Origin of the sequence: Nocardiopsis valliformis DSM 45023, from assembly GCF_000340985.1 — a bacterium.
Lineage (GTDB): Bacteria > Actinomycetota > Actinomycetes > Streptosporangiales > Streptosporangiaceae > Nocardiopsis > Nocardiopsis exhalans.
On sequence record NZ_ANAZ01000008.1, the window covers coordinates 158,018 to 181,362 of the forward strand.

The 23,345-nt window shown below is 67.5% G+C and carries 22 protein-coding genes and 2 pseudogenes; 12 read left to right on the forward strand and 12 right to left on the reverse strand.

Going from position 1 to position 23,345, the window contains the following annotated elements; all coding sequences use genetic code 11:
- From D457_RS0108815 to D457_RS0108825, 4 genes and pseudogenes are all read right to left on the reverse strand, one after another.
- On the reverse strand, nucleotides 1-489 hold the full coding sequence (locus D457_RS0108815) for a GNAT family N-acetyltransferase (RefSeq protein ID WP_017580288.1): 489 nt from the start codon (nucleotides 487-489) through the stop codon (nucleotides 1-3).
- Between the two features lie 66 nt (nucleotides 490-555).
- Nucleotides 556-801 (reverse strand): annotated as a pseudogene (locus tag D457_RS32160) (cupin domain-containing protein); the annotation flags it as partial.
- Nucleotides 792-1,532, reverse strand: coding sequence for an RNA-guided endonuclease IscB (gene iscB / locus D457_RS34575; RefSeq protein ID WP_239646047.1), 741 nt, complete (start codon nucleotides 1,530-1,532; stop codon nucleotides 792-794). The pseudogene D457_RS32160 and the gene iscB, both read right to left, overlap by 10 nt.
- A gap of 602 nt (nucleotides 1,533-2,134) precedes the next feature.
- Nucleotides 2,135-4,408, reverse strand: a complete 2,274-nt coding sequence (locus tag D457_RS0108825) for an ATP-binding cassette domain-containing protein (RefSeq protein ID WP_017580290.1) — start codon at nucleotides 4,406-4,408, stop codon at nucleotides 2,135-2,137.
- Between the two features lie 83 nt (nucleotides 4,409-4,491).
- Between D457_RS0108825 and D457_RS0108830 the strand changes: the two genes are divergently transcribed.
- The 3 genes from D457_RS0108830 (at nucleotide 4,492) to D457_RS0108845 (ending at nucleotide 7,238) form a co-directional block, all read left to right on the forward strand.
- Entirely contained in the window at nucleotides 4,492-5,328 is an 837-nt protein-coding gene (locus D457_RS0108830; RefSeq protein WP_026116475.1) for a TetR/AcrR family transcriptional regulator, read from the forward strand.
- A gap of 58 nt (nucleotides 5,329-5,386) precedes the next feature.
- Nucleotides 5,387-5,941 (forward strand): pyridoxamine 5'-phosphate oxidase family protein, encoded by a 555-nt coding sequence (locus tag D457_RS0108835; protein WP_017580292.1) that lies wholly within the window; start codon nucleotides 5,387-5,389, stop codon nucleotides 5,939-5,941.
- A 205-nt stretch (nucleotides 5,942-6,146) separates the two neighbouring features.
- On the forward strand, nucleotides 6,147-7,238 hold the full coding sequence (locus tag D457_RS0108845; protein WP_017580294.1) for a hypothetical protein: 1,092 nt from the start codon (nucleotides 6,147-6,149) through the stop codon (nucleotides 7,236-7,238).
- A 163-nt stretch (nucleotides 7,239-7,401) separates the two neighbouring features.
- On the opposite strand, the gene D457_RS0108850 is transcribed toward D457_RS0108845, so the two are convergent.
- Nucleotides 7,402-9,483, reverse strand: a complete 2,082-nt coding sequence (locus D457_RS0108850) for a hypothetical protein (protein ID WP_017580295.1) — start codon at nucleotides 9,481-9,483, stop codon at nucleotides 7,402-7,404.
- Nucleotides 9,484-9,745: 262 nt separating this feature from the next.
- On the opposite strand from D457_RS0108850, the gene D457_RS0108855 reads away from it, so the two are divergent.
- Nucleotides 9,746-10,783 (forward strand): hypothetical protein, encoded by a 1,038-nt coding sequence (locus tag D457_RS0108855; RefSeq protein WP_017580296.1) that lies wholly within the window; start codon nucleotides 9,746-9,748, stop codon nucleotides 10,781-10,783.
- 117 nt (nucleotides 10,784-10,900) lie between these two features.
- Here the strand turns inward: D457_RS0108855 and D457_RS0108860 are convergent, their stop codons facing one another.
- Nucleotides 10,901-11,665 carry a class I SAM-dependent DNA methyltransferase gene (locus D457_RS0108860; protein WP_017580297.1) on the reverse strand — a complete coding sequence of 255 codons (765 nt, stop codon included), beginning with the start codon at nucleotides 11,663-11,665 and terminating at the stop codon, nucleotides 10,901-10,903.
- Nucleotides 11,666-11,797: 132 nt separating this feature from the next.
- On the reverse strand, nucleotides 11,798-12,121 hold the full coding sequence (locus tag D457_RS0108865) for a hypothetical protein (protein ID WP_026116476.1): 324 nt from the start codon (nucleotides 12,119-12,121) through the stop codon (nucleotides 11,798-11,800).
- A gap of 175 nt (nucleotides 12,122-12,296) precedes the next feature.
- On the opposite strand from D457_RS0108865, the gene D457_RS0108870 reads away from it, so the two are divergent.
- The 4 genes from D457_RS0108870 to D457_RS0108880 all read left to right on the forward strand — a co-directional run bounded on the left by D457_RS0108870 (nucleotide 12,297) and on the right by D457_RS0108880 (nucleotide 15,174).
- Nucleotides 12,297-13,154, forward strand: a complete 858-nt coding sequence (locus D457_RS0108870) for a helix-turn-helix domain-containing protein (protein WP_083926698.1) — start codon at nucleotides 12,297-12,299, stop codon at nucleotides 13,152-13,154.
- A gap of 2 nt (nucleotides 13,155-13,156) precedes the next feature.
- The gene (locus D457_RS34580; protein ID WP_083926699.1) at nucleotides 13,157-13,342 is read left to right on the forward strand and encodes a DUF397 domain-containing protein; all 186 of its coding nucleotides are present in this window, start codon (nucleotides 13,157-13,159) and stop codon (nucleotides 13,340-13,342) included.
- Nucleotides 13,343-13,412: 70 nt separating this feature from the next.
- A complete protein-coding gene (locus tag D457_RS32165; RefSeq protein WP_017580300.1) occupies nucleotides 13,413-14,228 on the forward strand; it encodes an alpha/beta fold hydrolase in 816 nt (271 codons plus the stop codon).
- A 7-nt stretch (nucleotides 14,229-14,235) separates the two neighbouring features.
- Nucleotides 14,236-15,174 carry a phosphotransferase gene (locus tag D457_RS0108880; RefSeq protein ID WP_017580301.1) on the forward strand — a complete coding sequence of 313 codons (939 nt, stop codon included), beginning with the start codon at nucleotides 14,236-14,238 and terminating at the stop codon, nucleotides 15,172-15,174.
- 39 nt (nucleotides 15,175-15,213) lie between these two features.
- Here the strand turns inward: D457_RS0108880 and D457_RS0108885 are convergent, their stop codons facing one another.
- Nucleotides 15,214-15,828, reverse strand: a complete 615-nt coding sequence (locus D457_RS0108885; protein WP_017580302.1) for a hypothetical protein — start codon at nucleotides 15,826-15,828, stop codon at nucleotides 15,214-15,216.
- Between the two features lie 197 nt (nucleotides 15,829-16,025).
- Between D457_RS0108885 and D457_RS0108890 the strand changes: the two genes are divergently transcribed.
- Complete coding sequence (locus D457_RS0108890; protein ID WP_039831126.1) at nucleotides 16,026-16,823, forward strand: phosphodiesterase; 798 nt, start codon at nucleotides 16,026-16,028, stop codon at nucleotides 16,821-16,823.
- Between the two features lie 79 nt (nucleotides 16,824-16,902).
- Here D457_RS0108890 and D457_RS0108895 read toward each other — a convergent pair whose 3' ends face one another.
- Complete coding sequence (locus D457_RS0108895) at nucleotides 16,903-17,502, reverse strand: DUF7691 family protein (protein ID WP_017580304.1); 600 nt, start codon at nucleotides 17,500-17,502, stop codon at nucleotides 16,903-16,905.
- A 143-nt stretch (nucleotides 17,503-17,645) separates the two neighbouring features.
- On the opposite strand from D457_RS0108895, the gene D457_RS0108900 reads away from it, so the two are divergent.
- Nucleotides 17,646-18,098, forward strand: coding sequence for a pyridoxamine 5'-phosphate oxidase family protein (locus D457_RS0108900; RefSeq protein WP_017580305.1), 453 nt, complete (start codon nucleotides 17,646-17,648; stop codon nucleotides 18,096-18,098).
- 29 nt (nucleotides 18,099-18,127) lie between these two features.
- On the opposite strand, the gene D457_RS0108905 is transcribed toward D457_RS0108900, so the two are convergent.
- Nucleotides 18,128-19,018, reverse strand: coding sequence for a hypothetical protein (locus D457_RS0108905; protein ID WP_017580306.1), 891 nt, complete (start codon nucleotides 19,016-19,018; stop codon nucleotides 18,128-18,130).
- A gap of 505 nt (nucleotides 19,019-19,523) precedes the next feature.
- Between D457_RS0108905 and D457_RS37445 the strand changes: the two genes are divergently transcribed.
- Nucleotides 19,524-20,213, forward strand: coding sequence for a CatB-related O-acetyltransferase (locus D457_RS37445; RefSeq protein ID WP_017580307.1), 690 nt, complete (start codon nucleotides 19,524-19,526; stop codon nucleotides 20,211-20,213).
- A gap of 30 nt (nucleotides 20,214-20,243) precedes the next feature.
- Here D457_RS37445 and D457_RS32170 read toward each other — a convergent pair.
- Nucleotides 20,244-20,471 (reverse strand): annotated as a pseudogene (locus D457_RS32170) (mycothiol transferase); the annotation flags it as partial.
- A gap of 225 nt (nucleotides 20,472-20,696) precedes the next feature.
- On the opposite strand from D457_RS32170, the gene D457_RS0108920 reads away from it, so the two are divergent.
- Nucleotides 20,697-21,671 carry an aldo/keto reductase gene (locus tag D457_RS0108920; RefSeq protein ID WP_017580309.1) on the forward strand — a complete coding sequence of 325 codons (975 nt, stop codon included), beginning with the start codon at nucleotides 20,697-20,699 and terminating at the stop codon, nucleotides 21,669-21,671.
- A 129-nt stretch (nucleotides 21,672-21,800) separates the two neighbouring features.
- Here the strand turns inward: D457_RS0108920 and gdhA are convergent, their stop codons facing one another.
- Nucleotides 21,801-23,168 carry an NADP-specific glutamate dehydrogenase gene (gdhA, locus tag D457_RS0108925; protein WP_017580310.1) on the reverse strand — a complete coding sequence of 456 codons (1,368 nt, stop codon included), beginning with the start codon at nucleotides 23,166-23,168 and terminating at the stop codon, nucleotides 21,801-21,803.
- Nucleotides 23,169-23,345: the final 177 nt, after the last annotated feature.

Here is a 23,345-nt window from a genome sequence, read left to right on the forward strand (position 1 = left end):
TCAGAGCGTGCGGTACATGATGTGCAGCCCCACGTATCCGTGCTCGGGGTGGCGGAAACCCTCCTGGAGGGTGCCCGCCACCCCGAAGCCCAGTGACTCGTACAGCCGCACCGCGCGGGTGTTGGTCTCCACCACCGCGTTGAACTGCATGGCCCGGTAGCCCTGATCGCGAGCCCACTCCAGCGAGTACTCACACAGAGCCCGGCCCACCCCCTGCCCAGAGTGGGCGGGATCGACCATGTAACTGGCCGAGGCGATGTGCGCGGCGTTGCCCATGTGGTTGCGGTTCATCTTGGCGGTACCCAGTACCGTCCCGGTGTCGTCCACCGCGACCACCGTCCGGTCGGGCGAGGCCAGCAGCCACCCGTCGTGCGCCTGCTTCTCGTCCATGTCCGCCGGGTAGGTGAAGGTGTCCCCCGCCGCGACGATCCGGTGCATGAAGGGCCAGATCTGGGCCCAGTCCGAGGCTTCGGCTTCTCTGATCAGCATCCGGACAGCATTCCAGAAAGCCCCGGACGCGCGCCCGCGATTTTTCGGGCACGTCGGCCGACAGCGTCAGTCCAGGTTGAGCCAGATGGCCACGGCGTCCTGGGTGCCCTGGTTGGAGATGCGGTGCGGGGTGGTGGACGGGTAGGTGATGGAGTCACCCGGGTGGAGTTCGTAGGTGTCGAAGCCGAGGTCCACGGTGAGCACCCCGCTGACGACGTTGCCGATCTCGTGGCCCTGGTGGCGCACGTACTCGGCGTTCTGGCTGGAGTAGGCGCCGGGCGGGTACACGGACTCGAAGTAGTTCATCCCCGGCCTGCGGGTGACGGCGGCGCTGCCCGCCCGGGCGCCCACCGGCTAAGCCGATCCACCCACGCGACAGTCGTGTCCACCCGGTGTTTCAGGGACGGGGGCAACCACCCCTTGGGGCGGGTGCGGTTGTCGAACCGGGGCACTCGGTAGCGCAGGTTCGCACCCCGACGCCGCCGGTATGCGGCGCGCTGGCCCATTTTCTTTTTGATTCGGGCGCCGCGGTGTTCGAGCTGGAGGCTGAAGCGGCCTCGACGTTCCCCTGCTTGGTTGGTGAATACGGCGATGCCGGTGTGCTGGGAGCACGGGTCGATACCGACCTCCACACCGTCGGCTTCGGACTCAGCGACCGTGCGGTCTTTGAGCCGGATCGTGAACGGGGTACGGCGGGCGACAACGGCCCGGCCCTTCGCCAGGAGTTTGCGGGCTCTGGCAGGTGAGCAGGGTTGCAAGGGACGGCCGTGTTTGTCGAGGACGAACACGAACGGGTGAATGGTGCGCACCTCACGGTGCGGCTCCCCGGCCCCTGCGGGCTCGGGGGTGACGCCACCGGCACCAGGTGAGGTGCTGGTGGTCTCCCCTCGACCATGTTCCACACCGGGTACCACCGCGTGGCAGTAGTGTCCGTGCCCCGTTTCGTTCCCGATCCGGGGAGTGTCTGCTGGCACGGATTCCAGAGCAGGCCGCTGAGGAAGCACGGCTTGGTGGGTCTTCTGTCCTGTGTGAAACGTAGCCATCAAGGTCACCTCCTTAGGTGGTGATGGCTGGGTCTGGTAAAGGCAGCACTCAACCACGGAGGTTGAAAGCCCAGTTCCTTCGGGTTGGGATCCCTTTACGATCTGCGACTACTACGTGCTGTGTCGACGTCTCAACATGGCCGCATCATATGATCATCGCTGTTCCTGGGATCACATGTAGCGTTACATACGTTTCCGTTCGCAAAATTTTAAAATAACGAAGAGAATGGGGCATAGGAAAAACGGAGGATTCCGTCCGTCGACTGCACGAGGCCGTGCGTTAGGCCAAAAACAAGGATGCCGATCTAGTACGGTACTCTACCGGTTAGATCGCCCGCCTGTCCGTGAAAACCACCGAAAAACATCATTGGTCAAACCGGAGTACTGACGCTCTCTTGGTTGATATTGCAGCTGCGATTGTTCTGAGAACCATGAAACCACTGTTCAATCTGAACGACCTGCACTACACGATCGCCCGCGCCCGCAAGGCCGCGCCGGTGACCTCCTGACCTCCACCCCTGGCACGAGGACGGGCCCGCCACCGGAAGACCTCCGGCGGCGGCCCCGATCGGCTCTGCCTGTTGCTCCCTGAACTGTTGCCCCTAAAGCCCCAGGTAGGTGCGCAGGTGACGGGCGGTCAGGGTCTGGCCCCGCTCCACCAGTTCGGCCGGGGTGCCCTCGAAGACCACGTGGCCGCCGTCGTGTCCGGCGCCCGGGCCCAGGTCGATCAGGTGATCGGCGTGGGCCATGACCGCCTGGTGGTGCTCGATCACCACCACCGTGTTGCCGTCCCGCACCAGACGGTCCAGCAGCGCCAGCAGCCGGTCCACGTCGGCCAGGTGCAGGCCGGTGGTCGGCTCGTCCAGCACGTACACCGCACCCTTCTTGGCCATGGAGATGGCCAGCTTCAGGCGCTGGCGCTCACCGCCGGACAGGGTGGTCAGCGGCTGGCCCAACCCCAGGTAGCCCAGGCCGACGTCGTACATCCGGTCCAGAATGGTGCGGGCCTGGCCGGAGGTGAAGAAGTCGCGCGCCTCCACCACGGACATGGCCAGGACCTGGCTGATGTCCTTGCCGCGCAGCTTGTGTTCGAGCACCTCGCCCTTGAACCGGCGCCCCTCGCACCGCTCGCAGGTGGAGGCGACCCCGGCCATCATGGCCAGGTCGGTGTAGATCACCCCGGCGCCCTTGCACTCGGCGCACGCCCCCTCGGAGTTTGCGCTGAACAGGGAGGACTTCACCTTGTTGGCGCGGGCGAAGGCGGTACGGATAGGGTCCAGCAGCCCGGTGTAGGTGGCCGGATTGGAGCGGCGCGAACCCCGGATGGCGGACTGGTCGACGACCACCACGCCCTCGCGGCCGGGCAGCGCCCCGTGGATGAGTGAGCTCTTGCCCGAACCCGCCACCCCGGTGACCACGGTGAGCACGCCCAGGGGGATGTCCACGGACACGTCCTGGAGGTTGTGGGTGCTGGCCCCACGGATCGGGATGCTCCCGGTGGGGGTGCGCACGCTCTCCCGCAGTTGGGCCCGGTGGTCCAGGTGGTCGCCGGTCAGGGTGCCCGAGGCGCGCAGCCCGGCCACGTCGCCGGTGTAGGTGACGGTGCCGCCGGTGGGCCCGGCGCCCGGGCCCAGGTCCACGACGTAGTCGGCGATGGCGATGGTCTCGGGCTTGTGCTCGACCACCAGCACGGTGTTTCCCTTGTCGCGCAGGCTGAGCAGGAGGTTGTTCATCCGCTCGATGTCGTGCGGGTGCAGGCCCACGGTGGGTTCGTCGAAGACGTAGGTGACGTCGCTGAGGCTGGAGCCGAGATGGCGCACCATCTTGACCCGTTGGGCCTCACCGCCGGACAGCGTGCCCGACTCCCGCTCCAGGCTGAGGTAGCCCAGTCCCACCTCCACCAGCGACTCTAGGGTGTGGCCGAGTGTGTCCACGAGCGGCTTGACGGCAGGCTCGTCGATCTCGCGGACGAACTCGGCCAGGTCGCTGATCTGCATGGACGCGCACTCGGTGATGGTGCGCCCGTTGACCTTGACTTCCCGGGCGGCGGCGTTGAGCCGGGTGCCCTCGCATTCGGGGCAGACCGAGAAGACCACGGCCCGGTCCACGAAGGCGCGGATGGCGGACTGCATCTTCTCGCGGTCCTTGGCCAGGTAGGTCCGCTTGATCTTGGGGACCAAGCCCTCGTAGGTCAGGTTGCTGGTGCCGACCTTGACCTTGGTGATCGGCTTGTGCAGGAAGTCCTGCCACTCCTGGTCGGTGTAGTCGCGCAGCTTCTTGTCCGCGTCCAGCAGGCCCGAGTTCGCGAAGATCTGCCAGTACCAGTTGTCCACCGCGAACCCGGGGACGGTGATGGCGCCCTCGTTCAGGGACAGTTCGCGGTCGTAGAGCTCGTCGAGGTCGACCTGGTTGGTGCGGCCCAGCCCCTCGCACTCAGGGCACATGCCCTCGGAGTTGTTGAAGCTGAACACGCTGGAGGGCTCCAGGCGCGGGGTGCCCACTCGGCTGTAGACGATGCGCAGCATGGCGTGGGCGTCGGTGGCGGTGCCGACCGTGGAGCGCGAGTTGGCGCCCATGCGCTCCTGGTCCACGATGATCGCCGCGCTGAGGTTGCGCAGCGAGTCCACGTCGGGGCGGCCCACGCTGGGCATGAAGGACTGCAGGAACGCCGTATAGGTCTCGTTGATGAGCCGCTGGGACTCGGCAGCGATCGTGCCGAAGACCAGCGAGGACTTACCCGAGCCGGACAGCCCGGTGAAGACGCTCAGCCTCCGCTTGGGGATGTCGACGGAGACGTTGTCGAGGTTGTTCTCCCTGGCCCCGCGGACCTGGATGGTGTCGTGGGTGTCCGCCGTGGTGGTGGATTCGGAAGACAAGCTGCTCCTCAGAGGGCCGAAGAAATCCTTATGCGGTAAACTAACAGCCAGCGAACATTAGTTTATTCCGCAAGGAGATGAAAGTGGTGATCTACGCCGGGCAGGGTGACCCGCGCCGCTCCATGGCTCTGCTGTGGCGTGACCACGAAGGAACCGAACGCACTGGCCCCGGCCCCAAATCGCAGCTCAGCGTGGACCTGGTGGTGGAGACCGCCATCGAGGTCGCCGACACCGAGGGCATGCAGGCCCTGTCCATGCGCGCCGTGGGCGAACGCCTGGACCGCACCGCCATGTCCCTGTACACCTACGTGGCCAGCAAGAACGAACTCATCGACCTCATGTACGACCACGCCTTCGCCGAGCTGGTCCGCGAGCGGGAAGACCGGTCGCCCCACACCCCGAGCCTAGGTACCACCACCGACAAAACCGGGTGGCGCGAAGAAGTCCTGGCCCAGGCCGGCGACCTGTGGCGCTTCTACCTGCGACACTCCTGGGTCCTGGAGATCTCCCAGGCCCGCCCGGTCCTGGGCCCCAACGAGTACCGGCACTACGAATCCATGGCCGCGGTGCTGCACCGCGCCGGACTGCCGCCCAAGGCCATCAGCGGCGCCTACGGCAGCATCCTCAACCTGCTCCGCGGCATGGTCCGCACCGCCGCCGAGGCCCGCCACTCCGCGACCGTCACCGGCGTGCCCGATGACGAGTGGTGGTATGCCCGCTCCGCGCAGTTGGAGGAGGTCTCCGACGACTTCGCCGAGCGCTTCCCCACCCTGGCCCTGATGACCCAGAGCGGTGCCTTCGACAACATCGACCCCGATGAGCCCTACCTGGAACAGGAGGCCTGGGAGTCCTTCCAGTTCGGCCTCGACGCCCTGCTGGACGGCATGCAGCACCGCATCGACACCGCCTCCGGGGGGTGAACGCGTCCGGCGAATAAGCCCTGGGCCCGGGGAACACCCGCGTGCCAGACTGACCGCCATGGGAAAAATCCACGACTCCATCGGCCCCCGGCTGGAACAGTTCCTTCTCAACCAACCGGTGTTCTTCGTCGGCACCGCGCCCCTGGACGCCGACGGCCACGTCAACGTCTCCCCCAAGGGCATGGGCGGCACCTTCGCCGTTCTGGACCAGCACCGGGTGGCCTACCTCGACTACACCGGCTCGGGCACCGAGACCATCGCCCACCTGCGCGAGAACGGCCGCGTCGTGCTGATGTTCTGCGCCTTCGAAGGGCCGCCCAACATCGTCCGCCTGCACGGGCGCGGCCGCGCCGTCCTGCCCGCCGACCCCGAGTTCGCCGAACTGCGCGCCCGATTCACCAAGGAGCGCACCCTCGGCCAGCGCTCGGTGGTCGTCGTGGACGTCCAACGGATCTCGGACTCCTGCGGGTGGTCCGTGCCTCTGATGGACCTGCGTGGTGACCGCGACATCCTGGACCGCGCCCAGGAGCGCCGCGACCCGCAGTACTTCGACGACTACTGGCGCGAACGCAACGCCGCCAGCATCGACGGCCTACCCGGGGTCCCGGGATGAGCGCCTTTGCCAGGAAGATCCCTGAGGGAGGGGCTCCTGGGGCCGGGCCGAGTCAGATCCAGCCCAGCAGGTACAGCAGCAGCAAGGTCACAGCTGCCGAGACTAGCAGGGACGTCATGCAGCCCCAGCGGCTGTTATAGAAGAAGAACACGTGCACCTCCTCCCGGGGGTCGGGCGGCGATCCGGCATGGATATTCTGCCTCGCATGCCCCGTCCCTCTCCACTCCCCTGCGTACTGCTGGCCGTTTCCATCCTGACCGCCACCGCCTGCTCGGTGCTTCCCGAGGACGCTCCCGCCGCTGGCCCCCGCCCCGATTCGGGGGTCATGTACCTGGAGGAGCACGGATACTCCCCCACCAGCTCCGAGATCAGCCCCGACGAAGCACAGCTGTGCTTGCCGGGCGAAGGAATCGAAGGAGCGGACGGGATGGAAGATCCGAGCGGTGACGACCCCGCCGCCAACGACCGGACCGAATGCGAGTCCGGCGGTGAACTGCGCTGGTCGCTTCCGCTGGAAGGCGACTACTTCTTCATGGGCTACTCCATGCTGTCCCACCCGGCGACCGGCACCGTGCCCACCGACGACAGCCGGAGCAGAACCGGAGACTTCCACGCGGTGGCCACCCCCGCCGGACTCCTGTACGCCGAGAACACCCTGCTGCGCATGGTGGATCCCGCCACCGGTGAGTTGCTGTGGACCAAGGACCTCCACGAGGAGGCCGCCTCAGGGGAACCCGAGGAACGCGAGCGGATCGGTTTCCTCGGAACCGGCCTGCGCTCGGCCAACGCCACCGAAGACCACCTGATCCTGCACTTCGAGGGCGGTCTCATCCGGCTGACCCAGGACGGCGACTTCCTGGACAGCGTCCTGCTGCTCGACTGCCAGGGGGACCTGGAGTACGCCTCAGATCAGGAGGTCGTCCTCGGAAACTGCGGAAACAACTCCTCCAGCATCTTCCGCTTCGACACCGGTGAGCGGACCACCGGCAACCGGCGGGCCTTCGACGAGGACCTCACCGAAGCGCCGCTCACCAGCAGCCTCCACCGCGGCCTCCTCGACGTGGAGGCCGTGGACGAGGGCCCCTTCACCGCCCTGGCGACCGACTACCACCGTGGCCCGCCCGGCCTGGGCACCATTCCATTGATCTCCGTCCCGGTCGAGGAAGCGGACGAGCAGGACAACGGCATCGCCATCGCGGTCGCCTGTGTGCCCGACGGGATGGGTGAGGCCAGCCCGGAACAGCCCTCCCCCGGCGTGCCCTGCGAGGGTGCCCGCCTGTACGCGGTCAACCACTAGCGCACACTCACATACGGCACCCCCGAGGAGCGCGAAAACCTCTCCGGGGCGGCCATGGGCGCCATGTATGAGCGTTCGCAATCGAGGCCAGGCCCGCCCCCCGGCACACCGACTTTCGGAAGGCTGCCGGGCGGGTTCCTGGAGCGACGCGGTCCGGCCGGGTTCAGCCCGCGCAGTGGGCCTGCTCGCAGCGTGCGACCTCCACCGTGCCGTCCTCGCGCCCGCCGGGATTCCGGTACCAGGCCAGGTGAGGACGGTCCCGCTCATCCATTTCCAGCGCCACCCACCCGGGGCGTGCCGGGATGTTGTCCACCACGGACCGCTCGTACTCCGCGCACTCCGCGTCCGCGCACGCCAGGTAGACCAGCTCCCGTGAGGCCACGTCATGGGTCGCGATCTGCGGCAGCCCGGCCGAATCCAGGGCCAAGGCGGGCGGGGTTCGTTCCCAGGAGGGGCCGAACAACTCGATCGTCGTGAAGTCCGAGCACGCGCCATCGCCGCAGTCCACCAACTGCACCGATCCGTCCGTACGGTCCAGGTACACCACCACCGGGGTCCTGTCCGGGCGCACCTCCACCGAAGCGCCTATGTGCGTGTTCGCGCTGGACTGCCAGAGGCTCTCAATCGTGCTGGCGGCGGAGGCGGCGACCAGCTCAGTCTCGGTAACCTGATCGCATCCGGGTAGTTCGCAGCTGTACAGGGTCACGGCCCCGTTCGCGGGCTCGCTGACGGTGACGCTGACCCGATCTCCCTCGGAGGAGATCGCCGCGTCCACCAGTCCCGGGTAGTTCCGGCTTAGGGCACCGGGATCCTGGCGCCGGGCGAGCTCGCGGTCATTCAGCTGGTGGGACCCCAACACGTCCAGCACCGCGGAGAAGGGTTCGGAGCACCCCTGCGTCAGGCATCCGTACAGGGTCAGGTGCGCATCGTCGGAGCTGGTGGAGACGGGCAGGGTGGCGACCACCAGTGTGTGCTCTCCGCTGACCGTTCCCCAGAGCTCGGTCTCCCCCTGCCAGGTGCGCTCGGTGGACTCGAACTCCGGCTGCTCCCGCAGGTTCCACCTTCCCTCCGGCTCGGCAGCCGCCTCCAACTCCCAGGGGCCGCCGAGAGCACAGGGCATCGTCTCGACACACACGTTCTCCAGCACCACCGAACCGTCGGCGTAACCTTCGTCCCCACGCGTGTCCGGCAGGGAAGCGGTGACGACCGCGTTGCCCGACACCCCGACGGCGATCGGGTCCGGTTTCGTCGGTCCTCCCTCCGAGCTGGTCCACCTGGCACCGTCAGCGATGTCCGCGCACCTGTTGTCCTCGCAGAGGAACAGGCTGTCCCCGACGACGGCGTAGGCCCCGTCCTTCGGTAGGTGGAAGGTCTGCGGCAAGACACCGAGCCTGAAGTCGGTCGACTCCCGTTCCATGGTCGGGCCCTGCCCGCGATCGTCCGGTTGCGCCTGGGCGTACACACCGGCAGGCAGGATCACACAGGCCACGAGCACCCCGGCCGTGCTGCCCCACACCTTCGGTGTCACCAGGGGTTCGGGGACGGGAAAACCAGTCCGGGTACGCAGTGCCGCGAAGGTGAACCCGACCAACGCCGAGGCCAGTGCCAGCAGGGCGGCCAGGGCGCCGAACAGCACCCACGGCAGAGACAGCGCGTGGTTCAGCATGAGTACCGGAGGCAACGCGCCCAGCGGTGCGAGCAGGACCCAGCCCACAGACTCCCATCCGGTGAGCAGCCCTGCCTGACGCAAGCGGGACCAGCTCTGGCTTCCCCACACCGTCCCCTCGCCCACATGCGCGAACACGGTCGGGTACCAGAGCGGTGCCAGGTAGGCCAGGAGCACCGTGCCCAGGAAGTAGCGCCAGAACCCGGGGACATCCTCGAACACCGTCAGCAACGCGCGGTCGGCCCCGTACAGCACCGTGCCGGTCAGCGCGGCGGCGCCCAGCGTCAGGGGCAGCCCTTGCAGCGACCTCGTCAACGCCGGGTTGATCCGCGGCACACGCCCCATGGTCGCGTCCGTAAGAAGCCGAGCGGCCGTTCCCCAGGAAAGAGCCACGGTCATCGCAAGGCCCAGGCCCACCGTCCAGAACACCCATGTGGAAACCAGCTCGCCGAGCGGCGCGAACAGCCACGGCTCACCGTCGATGAACACACCGTTGTCGGCAACGAATCCCGGCGCCACCAGCGCGGCGATCAGCGCCCAGGGCAGTAGGGGAACCGCGAAGATCGCGAGAACCAGCACGTACACACTCGGGTGTGGCAGCGAGGGCAACCCCGGGTCGGGGGTCAGATTACGCTGCGCAAGCGGAGACTTCGGGGGGCGCTCGGGTTCCGATTGCTCTGCCATGCCACGCTTTCCATCCCGATTGCCGTCCGGTCGGGATGACCCTAGCGAGAGCGTTCAATCGAACCGCGACGGGGTCGCCTGCGGCAGAGACAGGGCACGCAGATCCCAGGCGTTGCCTCCGCGGTCCCGGCGATCGGACATGGATATTCTGCCTCGCATGCGTCGCCCTTCCCCGCTCCCCAGCACCCTGCTGGCCATTGCCGTCCTTGCCGCCACTGCCTGCTCGGAACCTCCCGAGGACACCCCCATCACCTGGCCCGCCCCCGGCCCGGTGGTCGAGTACGTGGAGGAGCGGGGCTACTCCCCCACCAGCTCCGAGATCAGCCCCGACCAAGAGCAGCTGTGCCTTCCGGATGACGGTCAGGAGGGGCAAGGCGAAGACGATCAGCCCACATGCGAGACCGAGGGCGAAATGCGCTGGTCACAGCCGCTAGAGGCGGACCACTTCGTCCGCTACCGAGGGGGTTACACGTTTCCGATCCACACGGTGACCGACCCCGGCCTGTCCCTCGCGGCGGGCACCCCCGAAGGAGTCCTGTACGCCGAGAACCCCCAGCTGTACATGGTGGACCCCGCTACCGGTGAGCTGTCGTGGAACAAGGACCTGCGCGAGGAGGACGGTACCGCTGAGGTCGATTTCCTCGAGACCGAGCTGCGTTCGGTCAACGCCACCGACCAGCACCTGCTCCTCCACTTCCGAGAAGGCCTCCTCCGGCTGACCCAGGACGGCGAGTACCTGAGCCACTTCACACTGCCCGCCTGCCAGGGAGAGCTGAAGCACGCCTCCGCGGAGGAGGTCGTCTTCGGCAACTGCGACGGGAACGCGTCCAGCATCTTCCGACTCGACACCGGTGAGCGAACCACCAGCCACCGGCGAGCCTTCGAAGAGGAACTCACCGAGACGCTGCTCACCAGCAGTCTCGACAACCACCCCCACCATCACGTGCGTTTCGTGGACGGTGGTCCCTTCAACGCGTTCGTGTCCGAACCCCACTGGGGACCGCCCGGCCTGGGCACCGTCCACGTGGCCTCCATCCCCGGAGAGGGGAGGCCTCAGGAAGATCAGGACTGGCAAGGGCTGCGCATCACCGTCCTGGTCGCCTGCATCCCCGACGGAGTCGGCGAGTCCAGCCCGGAGAACGCCTCCCCCGGCCTGCCCTGCGAAGGCGCCCGCCTGTACGCCGTCAATGGCTAGGGGCAGCGCGTGACCTCCGCCGTCCCGTCGCCACGAACCAGGGAAGACCGGCACCCGCCCAGGTGAGGGAGGCCCCATTCTCTGCCGATGGGTTCCGGCCGTTCTTCGGGGTGACGCTCAGGCGAGGCGGGTGAAGGTGATGATCTCCGGGCTGGTGTCGGTGAGTGGGCTGCGGTCCCAGTAGCCGTACTGGGCGCTCACCTTCAGTCCGGCCTCGGCGAGGAAGGTGTTCAGGCGTTCGGCGTCCAGGAAGCGCAGGGTGCTGTGGACGACCTCGGGTTCGGCCCAGCCCTCGACGCTGTAGTCGGAGGTGAAGGTGACCAGGTCGCCCGCCACCTCGCGTAGGCGGTGCACGCAGGTCGCCTTGAACCCGTCGGGACCGTCCACGGTGCGCACCCGCTCGGGACTCCAGGCCTCCCAACCACGTGCGGCGGGGTTACGCGTCTCGAACACGAACCGGCCGTCCTCGGCCAGCAACCGCCGCACCGCGGTCAGGTTGGCGCGCACATCGTCGTCGGTGAGGAACACCTGGAAGGCGTGCCCAGACATGAAGACCAGATCGAACCCGCCTTCCTGCAGCGGTTCGGCTTCCCCGCCGTAGGAGCCCGCGACCAGGTCGCCCAGGGTCCATTCGATGTCGTCCCGGTCCTCCTTGGCCACGTCCAGCATCGCGTTGGCCGGGTCCAGTCCCACCAGCCGCCCGGTGTGCCCGCGCTTGCGCGCCACCCGAAGGATCTTGCCGGTACCGCACCCCACGTCCAGAACGGAGCGGGCGTTCATCACCAGGTCGAGGTAGAAGTCATCCTGCGGGGAGACCTGCCAGTGACTGAAGTAGTCGTACAGCTCAGCCAGGTCCGGGTGGGAGAAGTGTCGATCGACCATGGGGTCATTGTGGTTCCCCGATCCCCTGCGACCAAAGGGTTTTCACTCCGCCCCCCGTACTTTGGTGCGGCCATGCGAACGGGCGGCACCACCGTACGTGGTGATGCCGCCGACTCACACGGTCGTTGGGTCTCATGCGATCTGGTACGTCACCCGCCTGGTGTCGATGAGCGTGGCTCCCTCGGGCAGCGGAGGCGCCTTCTCGTTGGCGATGAGGACACGCAGCCAGATGTCGCTCTTGTAGCCGTAGGGGTTGAGGCGGTCCAGCATCTCCCAGAACCCGTAGGGCAGCGGGGCGCAGGTGCAGGCGCAGCGCTGGTTCCGCAGGGTCGAGGCGAACGGGGAGATCAGACCGGCCAGCGGCATGCCGTCCTCGTCGGGCTCACCACCCTGGATGACCTGGACGACCTCGGTGTAGGCCTCGCTCAAGATGCAGGCAGCGGTAGATGACGCCATGAAGTCAGCTCCTTGCAGAGAGGAGTTGGCACCAGGTAGAGGTGCGCGTCTAACTTCAGTATTGTTCTTGCGCGCAAAGGTTTCAAGCTAGTTTTGCTTGTGTGCAAAGATTTTTTCTAGACCAAGCTGGGTCTACGATCGAAACACCCAGACAGCAAAGAGAGCGGGGGTCCACGTGACTGCGAGCCAGTCGCCAGGCGTGCGTCGGCGTCGATTGTCGGCAGCGCTCCGGAGATTGCGCGAGACGCGAGAGCTCACGGCCACAGAGGTGGCGAAGAGCATGGGATGGACCTCGGGAGCTCGGCTCACCCGCATCGAACGCAATGAGTGGAAGTTCCCCAAGCGCGACGAGATCGAGGCTCTGCTTGACCTCTACGGGGTGGAGGGCGACGACCGCGCGCATCTTCTCAGTCTGGCCGAGGAGGCTCGCGGGCGCAGCGATTGGCACAAATACGCTGACCTTTTTCCAGGGGCACTGCCTGACCTGGAAGCGGAAGCAGTCCGAATTCGGACCTACGAGGTTGTTCTCATCCCCGGCTTGCTGCAAACGCCGGATTATGCCGCTGCTGTCTCCTTGGCCAGCCAAGTTGTTCCGCCCGAACAGATCGACCGCAAAGTGGAATCACGGATGGCTCGTAGAGCGGTACTGGACCTACCGCAAGGGCCACAGCTGACGGCAGTCATTGATGAGCCTGCGCTACGCAAGGTTGTGGGCTCGCACAGCATCATGGCAGAACAGCTGCGCTTCTTGATCGGGATGGCAGCGCACTACAAGGTGACACTGCTAGTGATCGCTGATGAATCCGGGGCTCACCCTGCGGTCGACGGTGCTTTCACCCTGTTCGATTTCCCTCGTCCAGAGCCGGGCATAGTCTCAATCCCCACTGTGGTGGAGGCGTTGTACGTTGAGGACGAAGATTACGTCGACAAGCACGCACTGATCTTTGACGCCGTCCAGAACCTGGCACTGGACCCGCAGAGGTCACTCGACCTCATCGGTTCCATCGCCGCCGAGCACGACAAGCGAGCCTGAACATGTTGCTGGAGTTCCGGAAGTCCTCCTATTCCTCTGGCGGAGAGAACTGTGTAGAGGTCGCGGACCTACCCACCGGAGCCGCTATCCGTGACTCCAAGTACCCCCACCTGGGATTCCTCCCTGTCGGGGCCAGTGAGTGGGCTACCTTCGCGCGGCTGGTCGCTGCCGAAGTACCTCGCTCCTGACCCTGAGTGCTGCTCGGTGGTGGGTCGATCCCCCGGCCCACCACCGAGCAGCAGCCGATAGATTCGACCGATGATCGCTCAGGTTCATGGAGAAGGCACACCGCTCATCGTTGTCCACGGGTTCGGTGTCGACCACCGGATCCTGCTCCCGCTCGAAGACATGATCCAGGGGCGGGCCTGGCAGCGGATCTACCTGGATCTTCCGTGGGCGGAAGGCGCTGACGACACCGTGGAGCAGTCTCCGCGCGAGCTCGCTGACGCCATCGTCAGCGAAATTCGGGAGATCGTCGGCGAAGGCGACTTCGCGATCGTGGGTAATTCGTTCGGCGCGATGATCGCCCGGCATGTCGCGCACGCACTTCGTTCTCAGTGCCTCGGTCTCGCAACGCTCGCGGGCGTCTTCCAAGCGAACCACGCACTGCGGCAGCTCCCGGAGCCCCAGATCACCCTCCACGACGCCGATGTCCTTGAGCGTGCTGGCGATGCTCGGGAGGACTTCGCCGGGATCGCCGTCGTGCACACTTCCGAGGCTCTGGAACGCTTCCAGCGATTCGCGCTCCCCGGCCTGCGCGGCGCGAATCAGGAAGTCCTCGAACGCCTCCGTGCGCGCTACACGGAAGCCCCTGCGCCGGAGGCCGAAGCCGAGGAACCCTTCGAAGCGCCGTCGTTGCACGTCTTCGGCCGCCAGGATCAGGTGGTCGGGTTCGAGGACGGGCCAGCGCTGCGAGACCACTACACCCGCGGGAGCTTCGTCGTGCTGGACGCCGCCGGGCACAACGTGCATCTCGAGCAGCCAGAGGTAGTCGGGGCGCTCCTCCGCGACTGGCTCGACCGGGCCGACACAGCACACCAGGTGGCATCCGCCCAGCTCCTGGGCGTGGAATGATCACCTGATGACCGCATTCCTCACCCAAGAACAGCTCGCCAGCCGAACCTCCGCGGCAGTGGACGCCGCTGTCGCGGCCGGACGCGAGCTCGGGCTCATGGTGACCGAGCCCCGCCTGCTGCACGACCTGTTCTCCGTGGTCGTCCACCTCGAACCCGAACCCGTGGTGGCCCGCATCCCCACCGTCCTGCCCGACTCGGTGAGCCTGGACTCCGTCTCCCGACGCCAGCGCTCGGAACTGGACGTGACCCGGTGGCTGGCCAACCAGGGCGTCCCCGTGCTCCCGCCCAGCCCGCTCGTTCCCCGCGAACCCGTCCAGCGCGACGGCTTCTCCATCACCTTCTGGCAGTACGTTCCGGAGAACCGCGACAAGGAACCCGACTACGCGGCCAACGCCGAGAGCACCGCCACCCTGCACACCGCCCTACGCGACTACCCCGGCCAGCTGAACTTCCTGGGCGCGGCCGAGCCGCGCTCGCTCTCAGCCGCCCTCGCACAGCTGGAGAAGCAGCCCGGCCTCATCTCCCCCGGTGACCTGGCACGCGCCCGCCGCGAGTGGGAGGCTCTGGAGCCGATCTTCAGCTCACAAGAGCAGTTCCAGAAGGCGTTCCCCGGCATCGACCTGCAACCCATCCACGGTGACTCCCCGCCCGCGAACATCTTCGCCGCCACGGACGGGGACCGCTACGCCGACTTCGAGCTGGTCTCCTACGGCCCGGTGGAGTGGGACCTGGCCGCGCTGGGCCCGGAGCTGGAGGCCGCCTACAACCGAGGCGCGCGCCGCAACGGTCAGCGTGAGCTCGACGAGGACGTGCTGGCCTTCGTGAACGCCGTAGGGATGCTGCGCGTGATCGCCACCCTCGAACTCGTCCCCAAGCTGCCGGTCCTGGCCGAGTACCTGAACCCGGCCGTCGACCAGTGGCGCGCCGCCCTGCCCCAGCAGTGAGCGGGCGCCGCCCGGGGAGGGACCGTCGCGGCCGACCGCTCAGGCCGGGGCGTGCTCCCGGCTCATCAGCACCGGCTCGGTCAGGTCGTAGTAGGAGAGGTCGGACATCATCGCCTCCATCTGCCCCCAGGCCTCGGCGAGCTCGTCGGGGAACGGCTGGCTCTCGCCCCGCCGGGCCTCGGCCTCGGAGGTGAAGCAGACGGCGTCGACGAATCCACCCGGGTACCACACGCAGACGGAACCGATGATGTCGGGGCGCATCGGCATGAAGTCATCGCTCATCTGCTGGACCAGGTGCCGTGCCCGCCCCTGGTCCTGGACCTGGCCCCGCATGAACTGCACGAACCCCGCCTGCATCAGGTTCCCGGAGCCGAAGCGGTCCACCATGGCGCTGTCGATGACCTCGGGGGTCCCCTCCAGACAGGTCAGCAGCGCCCTCCACCAGTCGCTCTGTTCGGGACGGTCGCTGTTGCGGCGCGCCTGCTCCTCGGATTCGAACAGCACCATCATGACGCTCTTGCCCTCGGCCGTCACACCCCCGATGCCCATGAGCCATCCGTCGGCGCGCTCGGACTGCTCCTGGTGCCAGTGCCGCATGTGCTCGGTGTAGGCCGCCTGGTCCGACACCTTGGCTGCGATGAACTGCGCGAACATGGTTCTCACCTCTGGCGGTTGCTGATACTTGCATCCTCCAACCGAGCAGGGAAACAGCGGTGAAAGCCGGTGTCAGGGAACGGCCAGGCCCGGCCTGCGGGACCCCGCCCTCCAGGTACCTGTCCCCGGCGGCCGAGCCTTGCACCCTCGGGGAAACCGGTTGCCGACGAACCCGGTTCGGGGGCACCGTGGCCATCATGACCCCCTCATCCGCACCCGCCGTCGCACACCTCAGCGATCCGCACCTGACCACCGGCGTGCTCGGCGCCGAACCCGCTGCCGGACTGCACCGAGTACTCAGCCGGGTCCTGGCCCTGGACCCCCGACCCACCTGCGTGGTCATCACCGGGGACCTCACCGACCACGGCCGCCCCGACGAATACACCGCCCTGCATGAGGTCATCGGTGACTTCCCGCTCCCCCTGCACCTGGCCACCGGCAACCACGACGACCGCGAAGCCCTGACCTCGGCTTTCGAGGACAGCCCGCACCTGGGCGAACACGGCGACACCCGCTACCTCGTGGAGCACGCCGAGGTCACCGTCATCGTCCTGGACTCCCTCATCCCCGGCTCCCCCAACGGGCAACTGGGGGCCGAGCAGCTGGCCTGGCTGGACTCAGCACTGGCACGGCGCCCCGACGTTCCGACCTTCGTGTGTGTGCACCACCCGCCCGCCCCCGTCGGCATCCCCTTCCTGGACGGTATGGGCCTCGACGACGGCCCAGCCCTGGAGGAGGTGGTCGCCCGTCACCCGAACGTCGTGCGGGTCCTGGCGGGCCACGTGCACCGGCCGACCACCAGCGCCTTCGGCGCAAGCCTGCTGACGACCGGGCCCAGCACCTACCGGCAGAGCGGGCTGGTCAGGAGCGCAAGGGCCCCGGTGGGTTACGTGCACGAACCCACCGGCTTCCTCCTGCACCAGCGCACCAGCCGGGGCTGGGTGACCCACACCGTGCAGGTCAGCCACACCAGTGGCCTGATCGGTCACTACTGAGCACGCACTGCTGAGCGGGAGCGGACGGACGCAGCTGACCGAGGTGCTCCAACCTGCTCCCCTCGGCCCCGCGGAGGCATCAGCTGAAGAAACCGGCGACGCCCCGCCCGACAGTGGCAGCGGTACGGCACCACTCCATGGCGGACTGCGCGGCCTCCAACACGTAGGGGTCAAGGTCGGACTTGGCCTCGTCCGTGACGGCCTCCCACTGCTCGAGAGCCTTCTGGCACTCCTCGAGGCTCCACTCACCGCACCCAGACTCCATGCCAGACGAAGGAATCGGCGCGGGAGGGCCTCCGTAACTGAGTCCAGTGACGCTGACCGCGCTCACCCCCAGCCCCTTCAGGCCCTCGTCGACGGTTTCCAGCCAACCGGCCCTCATCGGGGAGAAGTCGCTGTTGTCCAGGAACCGCCCGTGGAACTCGCAGATCCACTTGTAGGCGTAGCCGTACATGAAGCCGTACTGCTCATCGAAGGGCCCACCCTCGATGACCGCGCGGATCGCATCGCGGATGCTGGGCCCGCCTTCGTCGGTGACGTGGTCGAACTGGGAGTCGTAGAAGTCCAGGTGCTGCTTGAACCGGCCACCGATCATCCGACGAAGTTTGTCGTCCTGGGAGCCGACGGAGGCATGCAGGACATCGAGGTCGACCACGTAGGTCATCAGCGCGAAACTCATGCGGGAACAGTATCGACGGCCTACGACATCGGAGAGCGCCCCGCAAACCCGGCGGCCGGCGATTCCATTCCCGGGAACGGAGGTTATCCACAGGCTTGAAGATCCCCCTTCTCTCCCTGTCATGCCCTCCCTACTGTGGAAAAGTGACCGATTCCGCGAGCACTACCCAGCAGACACCTCCCTTCGACGTCGACTCCTTCCTCGCCCGACCCCTGGTCGCCCGGGTGGCCACGACCAACGCCTCCGGGTCACCGACGGTCAGACCGGTCTGGTTCCTGTGGGAGGAGGGAGTTCTCTGGTGGATCACCGGGGAGTACGCGGTCATGGCCAAGCACCTGGAACGCGATCCGCGCGCGGCCGTGGTGGTGGACACCTGCGACCTGGAGCGAATGGAGTTCCTGCAGGTGATCATGCGCGGCAGAGCCGAAGTGGTGCCCTTCGACCCGGTGCTGAGCAGACGCAAACTCCGGCGCTACCTGGGCGATGACGAGAGCGCCTGGCACCCGGACTTCCAGTACTACGCCGACGACGCCCGTCTGGTCCGCTTCACCCCCGAACGCACCGTGGTCAAGGACCTGTCCAAGTCCCTGCCCTGAGCCAAGCTGGGCAACGATCGGCGCCCCGATCAGGGATGCCGGTGGAGCTGACGGGCTGTCTCGCGTAGGGAGGGTCTTTTCCGGGCCGCGTCCAGGAGGTGGGCGGCGCGGTTCAGTATGCGCTGGGTGCGTACCGAAGCCACCGTGTCCTGGTGAGGCAGAACGTCGTGCACCAGCACCTTCTCGGCCTCCGTCCAGGAGCACGCCCTGGCCAGTGCGCATAGCAGGCTCGCCCGGTAGACGGCGGCCGAGCGGCCCTGCTGTGGCGTGCGCCGGCAGGCTTCGGCGAAGTGTTCGGCGGCCTGACCCCAGGCACCGGTATCGGCGTGCATCATGCCGTGGTGCCAGCTGATCTCCGCTTCGGTCAGCCACCAGGTCCAGGCAGGGTCGCCCGGACGGGGGCCATCCAGGCGGCGCTCGCGGGTCTCGCGGATCAGGCGCCGGGCTCGGCGGTGTTCGCCTGTCTGCGCCGCGGCGCGGGCGGCACGCAGGGTGAACAGGGTGGCCACGCTCCCCCGGGCCTTGGTCAGGGCGCTCTCGCAGATCTGCGCGGCCTCGACCGGTTGGCGCAGGTGGACGTCCTGCAGGGCCATTTGGCTGAGCACGAAGTACTCCATGGGCCGGTCCCCGGCAGCCCTGGCCAGGTGCAGGGCGCGCACGCTCATGTACCGGGACAGGTCCTGGAGCTCGGAGTCGAAGGCGACCCATCCGGAGATCTGGTGCGCCTCGGCGGCGGCTGCCAGGACATCCCGGTCGCCGCCGAACCTGGTCGTGGCGGTGCGGTGTGCTCGGGCAGCGGCCCGCACCGCTGTGCCGACCACGTCACGGGCGCCCAAACGGGTGTCCTGGTCGATGATCTGCGCGCTCACGGCCCGTACCGATGCGGCGACCTCCTCGACTCCGCTCTGCTTGGGCCCCATCGACGGCTCCTCCCCACCACGACTTGAGCGGCTGTGACCTCGCCATCCTGGCACTCGGCTCTGCGGGGCCAAAGCCGAGAAGACCAAGAAAGGTTTGACCAACGCATGGTTGTCACCCGCCCGAGCCGGGAGCACGGTAGTGGTACGAAGCTTTGAAGCGAGCCGGAGAGGAGCGCTGCCATCAGAACCTCCGGGTGCGCGCACTACCCCGCCCCGGTGCCGCAGGCCTCGGTTCGGAGGAAGGTGATCCACGGTCACCCAAACCGCGATCCCCGCTTTCCCGTCCCAGCTTGACCCAGGAAAGCGGAAGACCGGCAGCCGCCGGTAGATGGCAATGTTTTCTCGGGCCCCAGCAGGAGCTGGGGCCCTCTCTCCGTGCCCTGGCTGTGCCATCAAAACCCTGGATCTGGAACCGCGAACGAACTCGCGGCGAAAACCGATTGACCTGCCCGGTCACCGAGTCGCTAACCTCGAACCGCTTCCCGAACCCTTGCGGGAAGACCCAGTGCAGAAGAAGTCCAGCGCAGAAGGAGACCCGTGCCCCGCCCCTGACCCGAACCGTCTGCACCCCACCACCCGCCCGGACCTGACCAACGTGGTCTTCCTCAGGGCCCAGGTCACCTCCGAGCTGATCGAGGTCGGCGAGTACACCTACTACGACGACGAGGGCAGCGGGGTGCCGTTCGAGCAGGCGTGCGTGCTGTACAACTACGGACCTCAACGCCTGGTGATCGGCCGCTTCAGCGCCATCGCCCCCGGTGCCACGATCCTCATGCCTGCGGGCAACCACCCCACCATCGGCCCCTCGACCTACCCCTTCACCATGTTCGGTGGGGAGTGGGCCGAACGCACCCTGGACACCTACCTGTCCCTCCCCGCGCCGCCGGACACCCGAATCGGCAACGACGTGTGGATTGGCCGCGGCGCCACGATCATGCCGGGGGTGAGCATCGGCGACGGCGCGATCGTGGCCGCGCACAGCGTCGTGACCAAGGACGTGGAGCCCTACGCTCTGGTCGGCGGTAACCCCGCCCGCCAGATCCGGACCCGTTTCTCGGAGCAGGACGTGGCGCTGCTCCGGCAGGCCCGGTGGTGGGACTGGCCGATCGAGGCCGTCACCGAACACGCCGCCCTCATCATGGGCGGTACACCCGCTGACCTCGCCTCGATCGCCCGGGAAGTCCTCAGAGGCTGAGGTCCCCGAACAGAGTGGGGTCGCGCCGGGCTACTCTCCGGTGACCCCGTCGATGCGTTCACGGATCAGGTCCGCGTGGCCGTTGTGGCGGGCGTACTCCTCGATCATGTGCACCAGGATCCAGCGGTGTGAGCAGTCCTGGCCGTGGCGCTGGGTCTTGCCGACCGCGTCCAGTTCCAGTTCCGCCGAGATCTGCCGGACGTGCTCGATCTCGGACCGCCACAGCGCGAACGCCTCCTCCACCGAGGCGGTGTCCACCCCGAGGCAGTGCGAAGCCGCTCAGGCCGGGGTCAAAGGCTCGGGCGGGGCCCACAGGGCCGCTCCAACGGCCGACTTGACCAGGGCCCGCCCCGGGACCAGCCGGAAGGCCGAGTTGCGCGACCCCTGGCGCCAGCCGCAGCCCACCCGCGCCACCCGCCCCGGACCCGACCAGGGTCGAAAGCCCTGGCTGGGAGCGATCCCACAGGGCTTAGGATCACCTTCATGGACAAACGTGAACTCGGTACCGTCGCCGATGTCGGCGTCATCGGTTTCGGCGCCTGGCAGATCGGCTCCGCCTGGGGCGAGGTCAGCGAGACCGACGCCATGAACGCCCTGAACACGGCCGTGGCCGAAGGCGTCACCTTCGTCGACACCGCCGACGTCTACGGCGACGGGCGCAGCGAGCGCCTGGTCGGCCAACTCCTCAAGGACCACCCCCACCTGACCGTGGCCACCAAGATGGGCCGCCGCATGGCCCAGGAGCCCGCCCACTACAACTCGGGCAACTTCCGCGCCTGGAACGACGACTCGCGCCGCAACCTGGGCGTGGACACCATCGACCTCGTCCAGCTGCACTGCCCGCCCTCGGCCGTCATCGACAGCGACGCCGTCTTCGACGACCTGGACGCCATGGTCGACGAGGGCCGCATGCGCGCCTACGGGGTCTCGGTGGAGACCTGCGACCAGGCCCTGGCCGCCATCGCCCGCCCCAACGTGGCCAGCGTGCAGATCATCCTTAACGCCTTCCGCCACAAGCCCCTGGAGCGCGTCCTGCCCGCCGCCAAGGCAGCTGGAGTCGGCGTCATCGCCCGGGTGCCCCTGGCCAGCGGCCTGCTCTCGGGCAAGTTCACCGCCGCGAGCAGCTTCGGCCAGGACGACCACCGCAACTTCAACCGCCAGGGCGAGGCCTTCGACAAGGGCGAGACCTTCTCCGGTGTCGACTACGAGACCGGGCTGGAAGCCGTCGAACGCCTGCGCCCCCTGGTTCCCGAGGGCGCCACCCTGGCCCAGTTCGCGCTGCGCTGGATCCTGGACCAGGACGGGCTCAGCGTGGTCATCCCCGGAGCCCGCAACGGCGACCAAGCCCGCGGCAACGCCGCCGCCGCGCAGCTGCCGCCGCTGGACGCCAAGACCCACCAGCAGGTCCGCGAGGTCTACGACGCCCTCATCCGCCCCCAGGTCCACCACCTGTGGTGACCTGACCCGTCACCCTCCCGGCCGGTGCCCTGCGAGGCCCCGGTTCGGTTCCACGGCACAGGCCCTCTGGGAACCCGAGGAACGGGTTCCCAGAGGGCCTGTGGAACAACGGGAACAACAGGTTCAGGACTAGATGAGCCCCTGGGCCAGCATGGCGTCGGCGACCATCTCGAAGCCGGCGACGTTGGCGCCCAGCACGTAGTCGCCCTTGGCGCCGTGCCGCTCGGCCGCCTCCTCGCAGCGGTCGTGGATCCCGGCCATGGTCTGGGCCAGTTCCGCCTCGGCGTGGTCGAAGGACCACGAGGTACGCCGCGCGTTCTGGCGCATCTCCAACACACTGGTGGCCACACCACCGGCGTTGGCCGCCTTGCCCGGGGCGAACAGCACCCCGGCCTCGCGGAACACCTTGACCGCCTCGGGGGTAGTGGGCATGTTCGCGCCCTCGGCCACCGCCACCACACCGTTGCCCACCAGGGTCTTGGCGGCGTCGGTGTCGAGTTCGTTCTGGGTGGCCGAGGGCAGCGCCACCTCACACGGCACGTCCCACACGCTGCCGCCCTCGACGAACTCGGCTCCGGAGCGGCGTTCGGCGTAGGCGCTGATCCGCTCGCGCTCGACCTCCTTGACCTGCCTGAGCAGGTCCAGGTCGATGCCCTTCTCATCGACCACGTAGCCGCTGGAATCAGAGCAAGCGACCACGGTGGCGCCCAGCTGCTGGGCCTTGTCCACCGCGTAGATCGCCACGTTGCCCGAACCCGACACCACCACACGCATGTCGCTCAGGTCGCGGCCGTTGCGCTCCAGCATCCGCTCGGTGAACATCACCGTTCCGTACCCCGTGGCCTCGGTACGGACCGCCGAACCTCCCCAGTCCAGGCCCTTGCCGGTGATGACCCCGGCCTCCCAGCGGTTGCTCAGCCGCCGGTACTGCCCGAACATGTAGCCGATCTCGCGGGTGCCCACACCGATGTCACCCGCGGGGATGTCGGTGTACTCGCCCAGGTGGCGGTGGAGTTCGGTCATGAAGGACTGGCAAAAACGCTCGATCTCGGTGGCCGAGCGCCCCTTGGGGTCGAAGTCGCTGCCGCCCTTGCCGCCGCCGATACCCATGCCAGTGAGGGCGTTCTTGAAGATCTGCTCGAACCCCAGGAACTTGATCACGCCCAGGTTCACACTGGGGTGGAAGCGCAGGCCGCCCTTGTAGGGGCCCAGGGCGCTGTTGAACTCCACTCGGAAACCACGGTTGACGTGGACCTTTCCCTGGTCGTCGCGCCACGGCACACGAAAGATGATCTGCCGTTCGGGCTCGCACAGGCGCTCCAGGACACGCTCGTCGGCGTACTCCGGGTGGCGGGACAGAGCGGGCGAGAGGCTGTCCAGTACTTCGAGTACGGCCTGCTGGAACTCCGGCTCGTCAGGGTTGCGACGCGCCACGTGCTCGTAGGCGCTGCGAACACCCGGGTGATGGTCCTCTCGGGCGCCATGGGAAAACGGCATACGAGTGCGTTCCCTTCTCACTGCTGGAACGGGCACCCCACACTCCGTTGTGCCGGGAGCCGCGATCGTCGAAAAAAGCAGGCGGAGGCGCCGCCGCTCAGGGCTCATACCGGCGGCTGACACCCCTTGTGTTGCCAGTGTATTGCTATGATGTAAACATATTTTTCGGGTCCGGCC

Excerpts from the sequence above, each read along its gene's own strand:
- D457_RS0108815 (WP_017580288.1), bottom strand. The coding sequence starts at position 489 with ATGCTGATCAGAGAAGCCGAAGCCTCGGACTGGGCCCAGATCTGGCCC.
- iscB (WP_239646047.1), bottom strand. The coding sequence starts at position 1,532 with ATGGCTACGTTTCACACAGGACAGAAGACCCACCAAGCCGTGCTTCCT.
- D457_RS0108835 (WP_017580292.1), top strand. The coding sequence starts at position 5,387 with ATGGGAAAAATCCACGACTCCATCGGCCCCCGGCTGGAACAGTTCCTT.
- D457_RS0108845 (WP_017580294.1), top strand. The coding sequence starts at position 6,147 with ATGCCCCGTCCCTCTCCACTCCCCTGCGTACTGCTGGCCGTTTCCATC.
- D457_RS0108855 (WP_017580296.1), top strand. The coding sequence starts at position 9,746 with ATGCGTCGCCCTTCCCCGCTCCCCAGCACCCTGCTGGCCATTGCCGTC.
- D457_RS0108860 (WP_017580297.1), bottom strand. The coding sequence starts at position 11,665 with ATGGTCGATCGACACTTCTCCCACCCGGACCTGGCTGAGCTGTACGAC.
- D457_RS0108865 (WP_026116476.1), bottom strand. The coding sequence starts at position 12,121 with ATGGCGTCATCTACCGCTGCCTGCATCTTGAGCGAGGCCTACACCGAG.
- D457_RS34580 (WP_083926699.1), top strand. The coding sequence starts at position 13,157 with ATGTTGCTGGAGTTCCGGAAGTCCTCCTATTCCTCTGGCGGAGAGAAC.
- D457_RS32165 (WP_017580300.1), top strand. The coding sequence starts at position 13,413 with ATGATCGCTCAGGTTCATGGAGAAGGCACACCGCTCATCGTTGTCCAC.
- D457_RS0108880 (WP_017580301.1), top strand. The coding sequence starts at position 14,236 with ATGACCGCATTCCTCACCCAAGAACAGCTCGCCAGCCGAACCTCCGCG.
- D457_RS0108885 (WP_017580302.1), bottom strand. The coding sequence starts at position 15,828 with ATGTTCGCGCAGTTCATCGCAGCCAAGGTGTCGGACCAGGCGGCCTAC.
- D457_RS0108890 (WP_039831126.1), top strand. The coding sequence starts at position 16,026 with ATGACCCCCTCATCCGCACCCGCCGTCGCACACCTCAGCGATCCGCAC.
- D457_RS0108895 (WP_017580304.1), bottom strand. The coding sequence starts at position 17,502 with ATGAGTTTCGCGCTGATGACCTACGTGGTCGACCTCGATGTCCTGCAT.
- D457_RS0108905 (WP_017580306.1), bottom strand. The coding sequence starts at position 19,018 with ATGGGGCCCAAGCAGAGCGGAGTCGAGGAGGTCGCCGCATCGGTACGG.
- D457_RS0108920 (WP_017580309.1), top strand. The coding sequence starts at position 20,697 with ATGGACAAACGTGAACTCGGTACCGTCGCCGATGTCGGCGTCATCGGT.
- gdhA (WP_017580310.1), bottom strand. The coding sequence starts at position 23,168 with ATGCCGTTTTCCCATGGCGCCCGAGAGGACCATCACCCGGGTGTTCGC.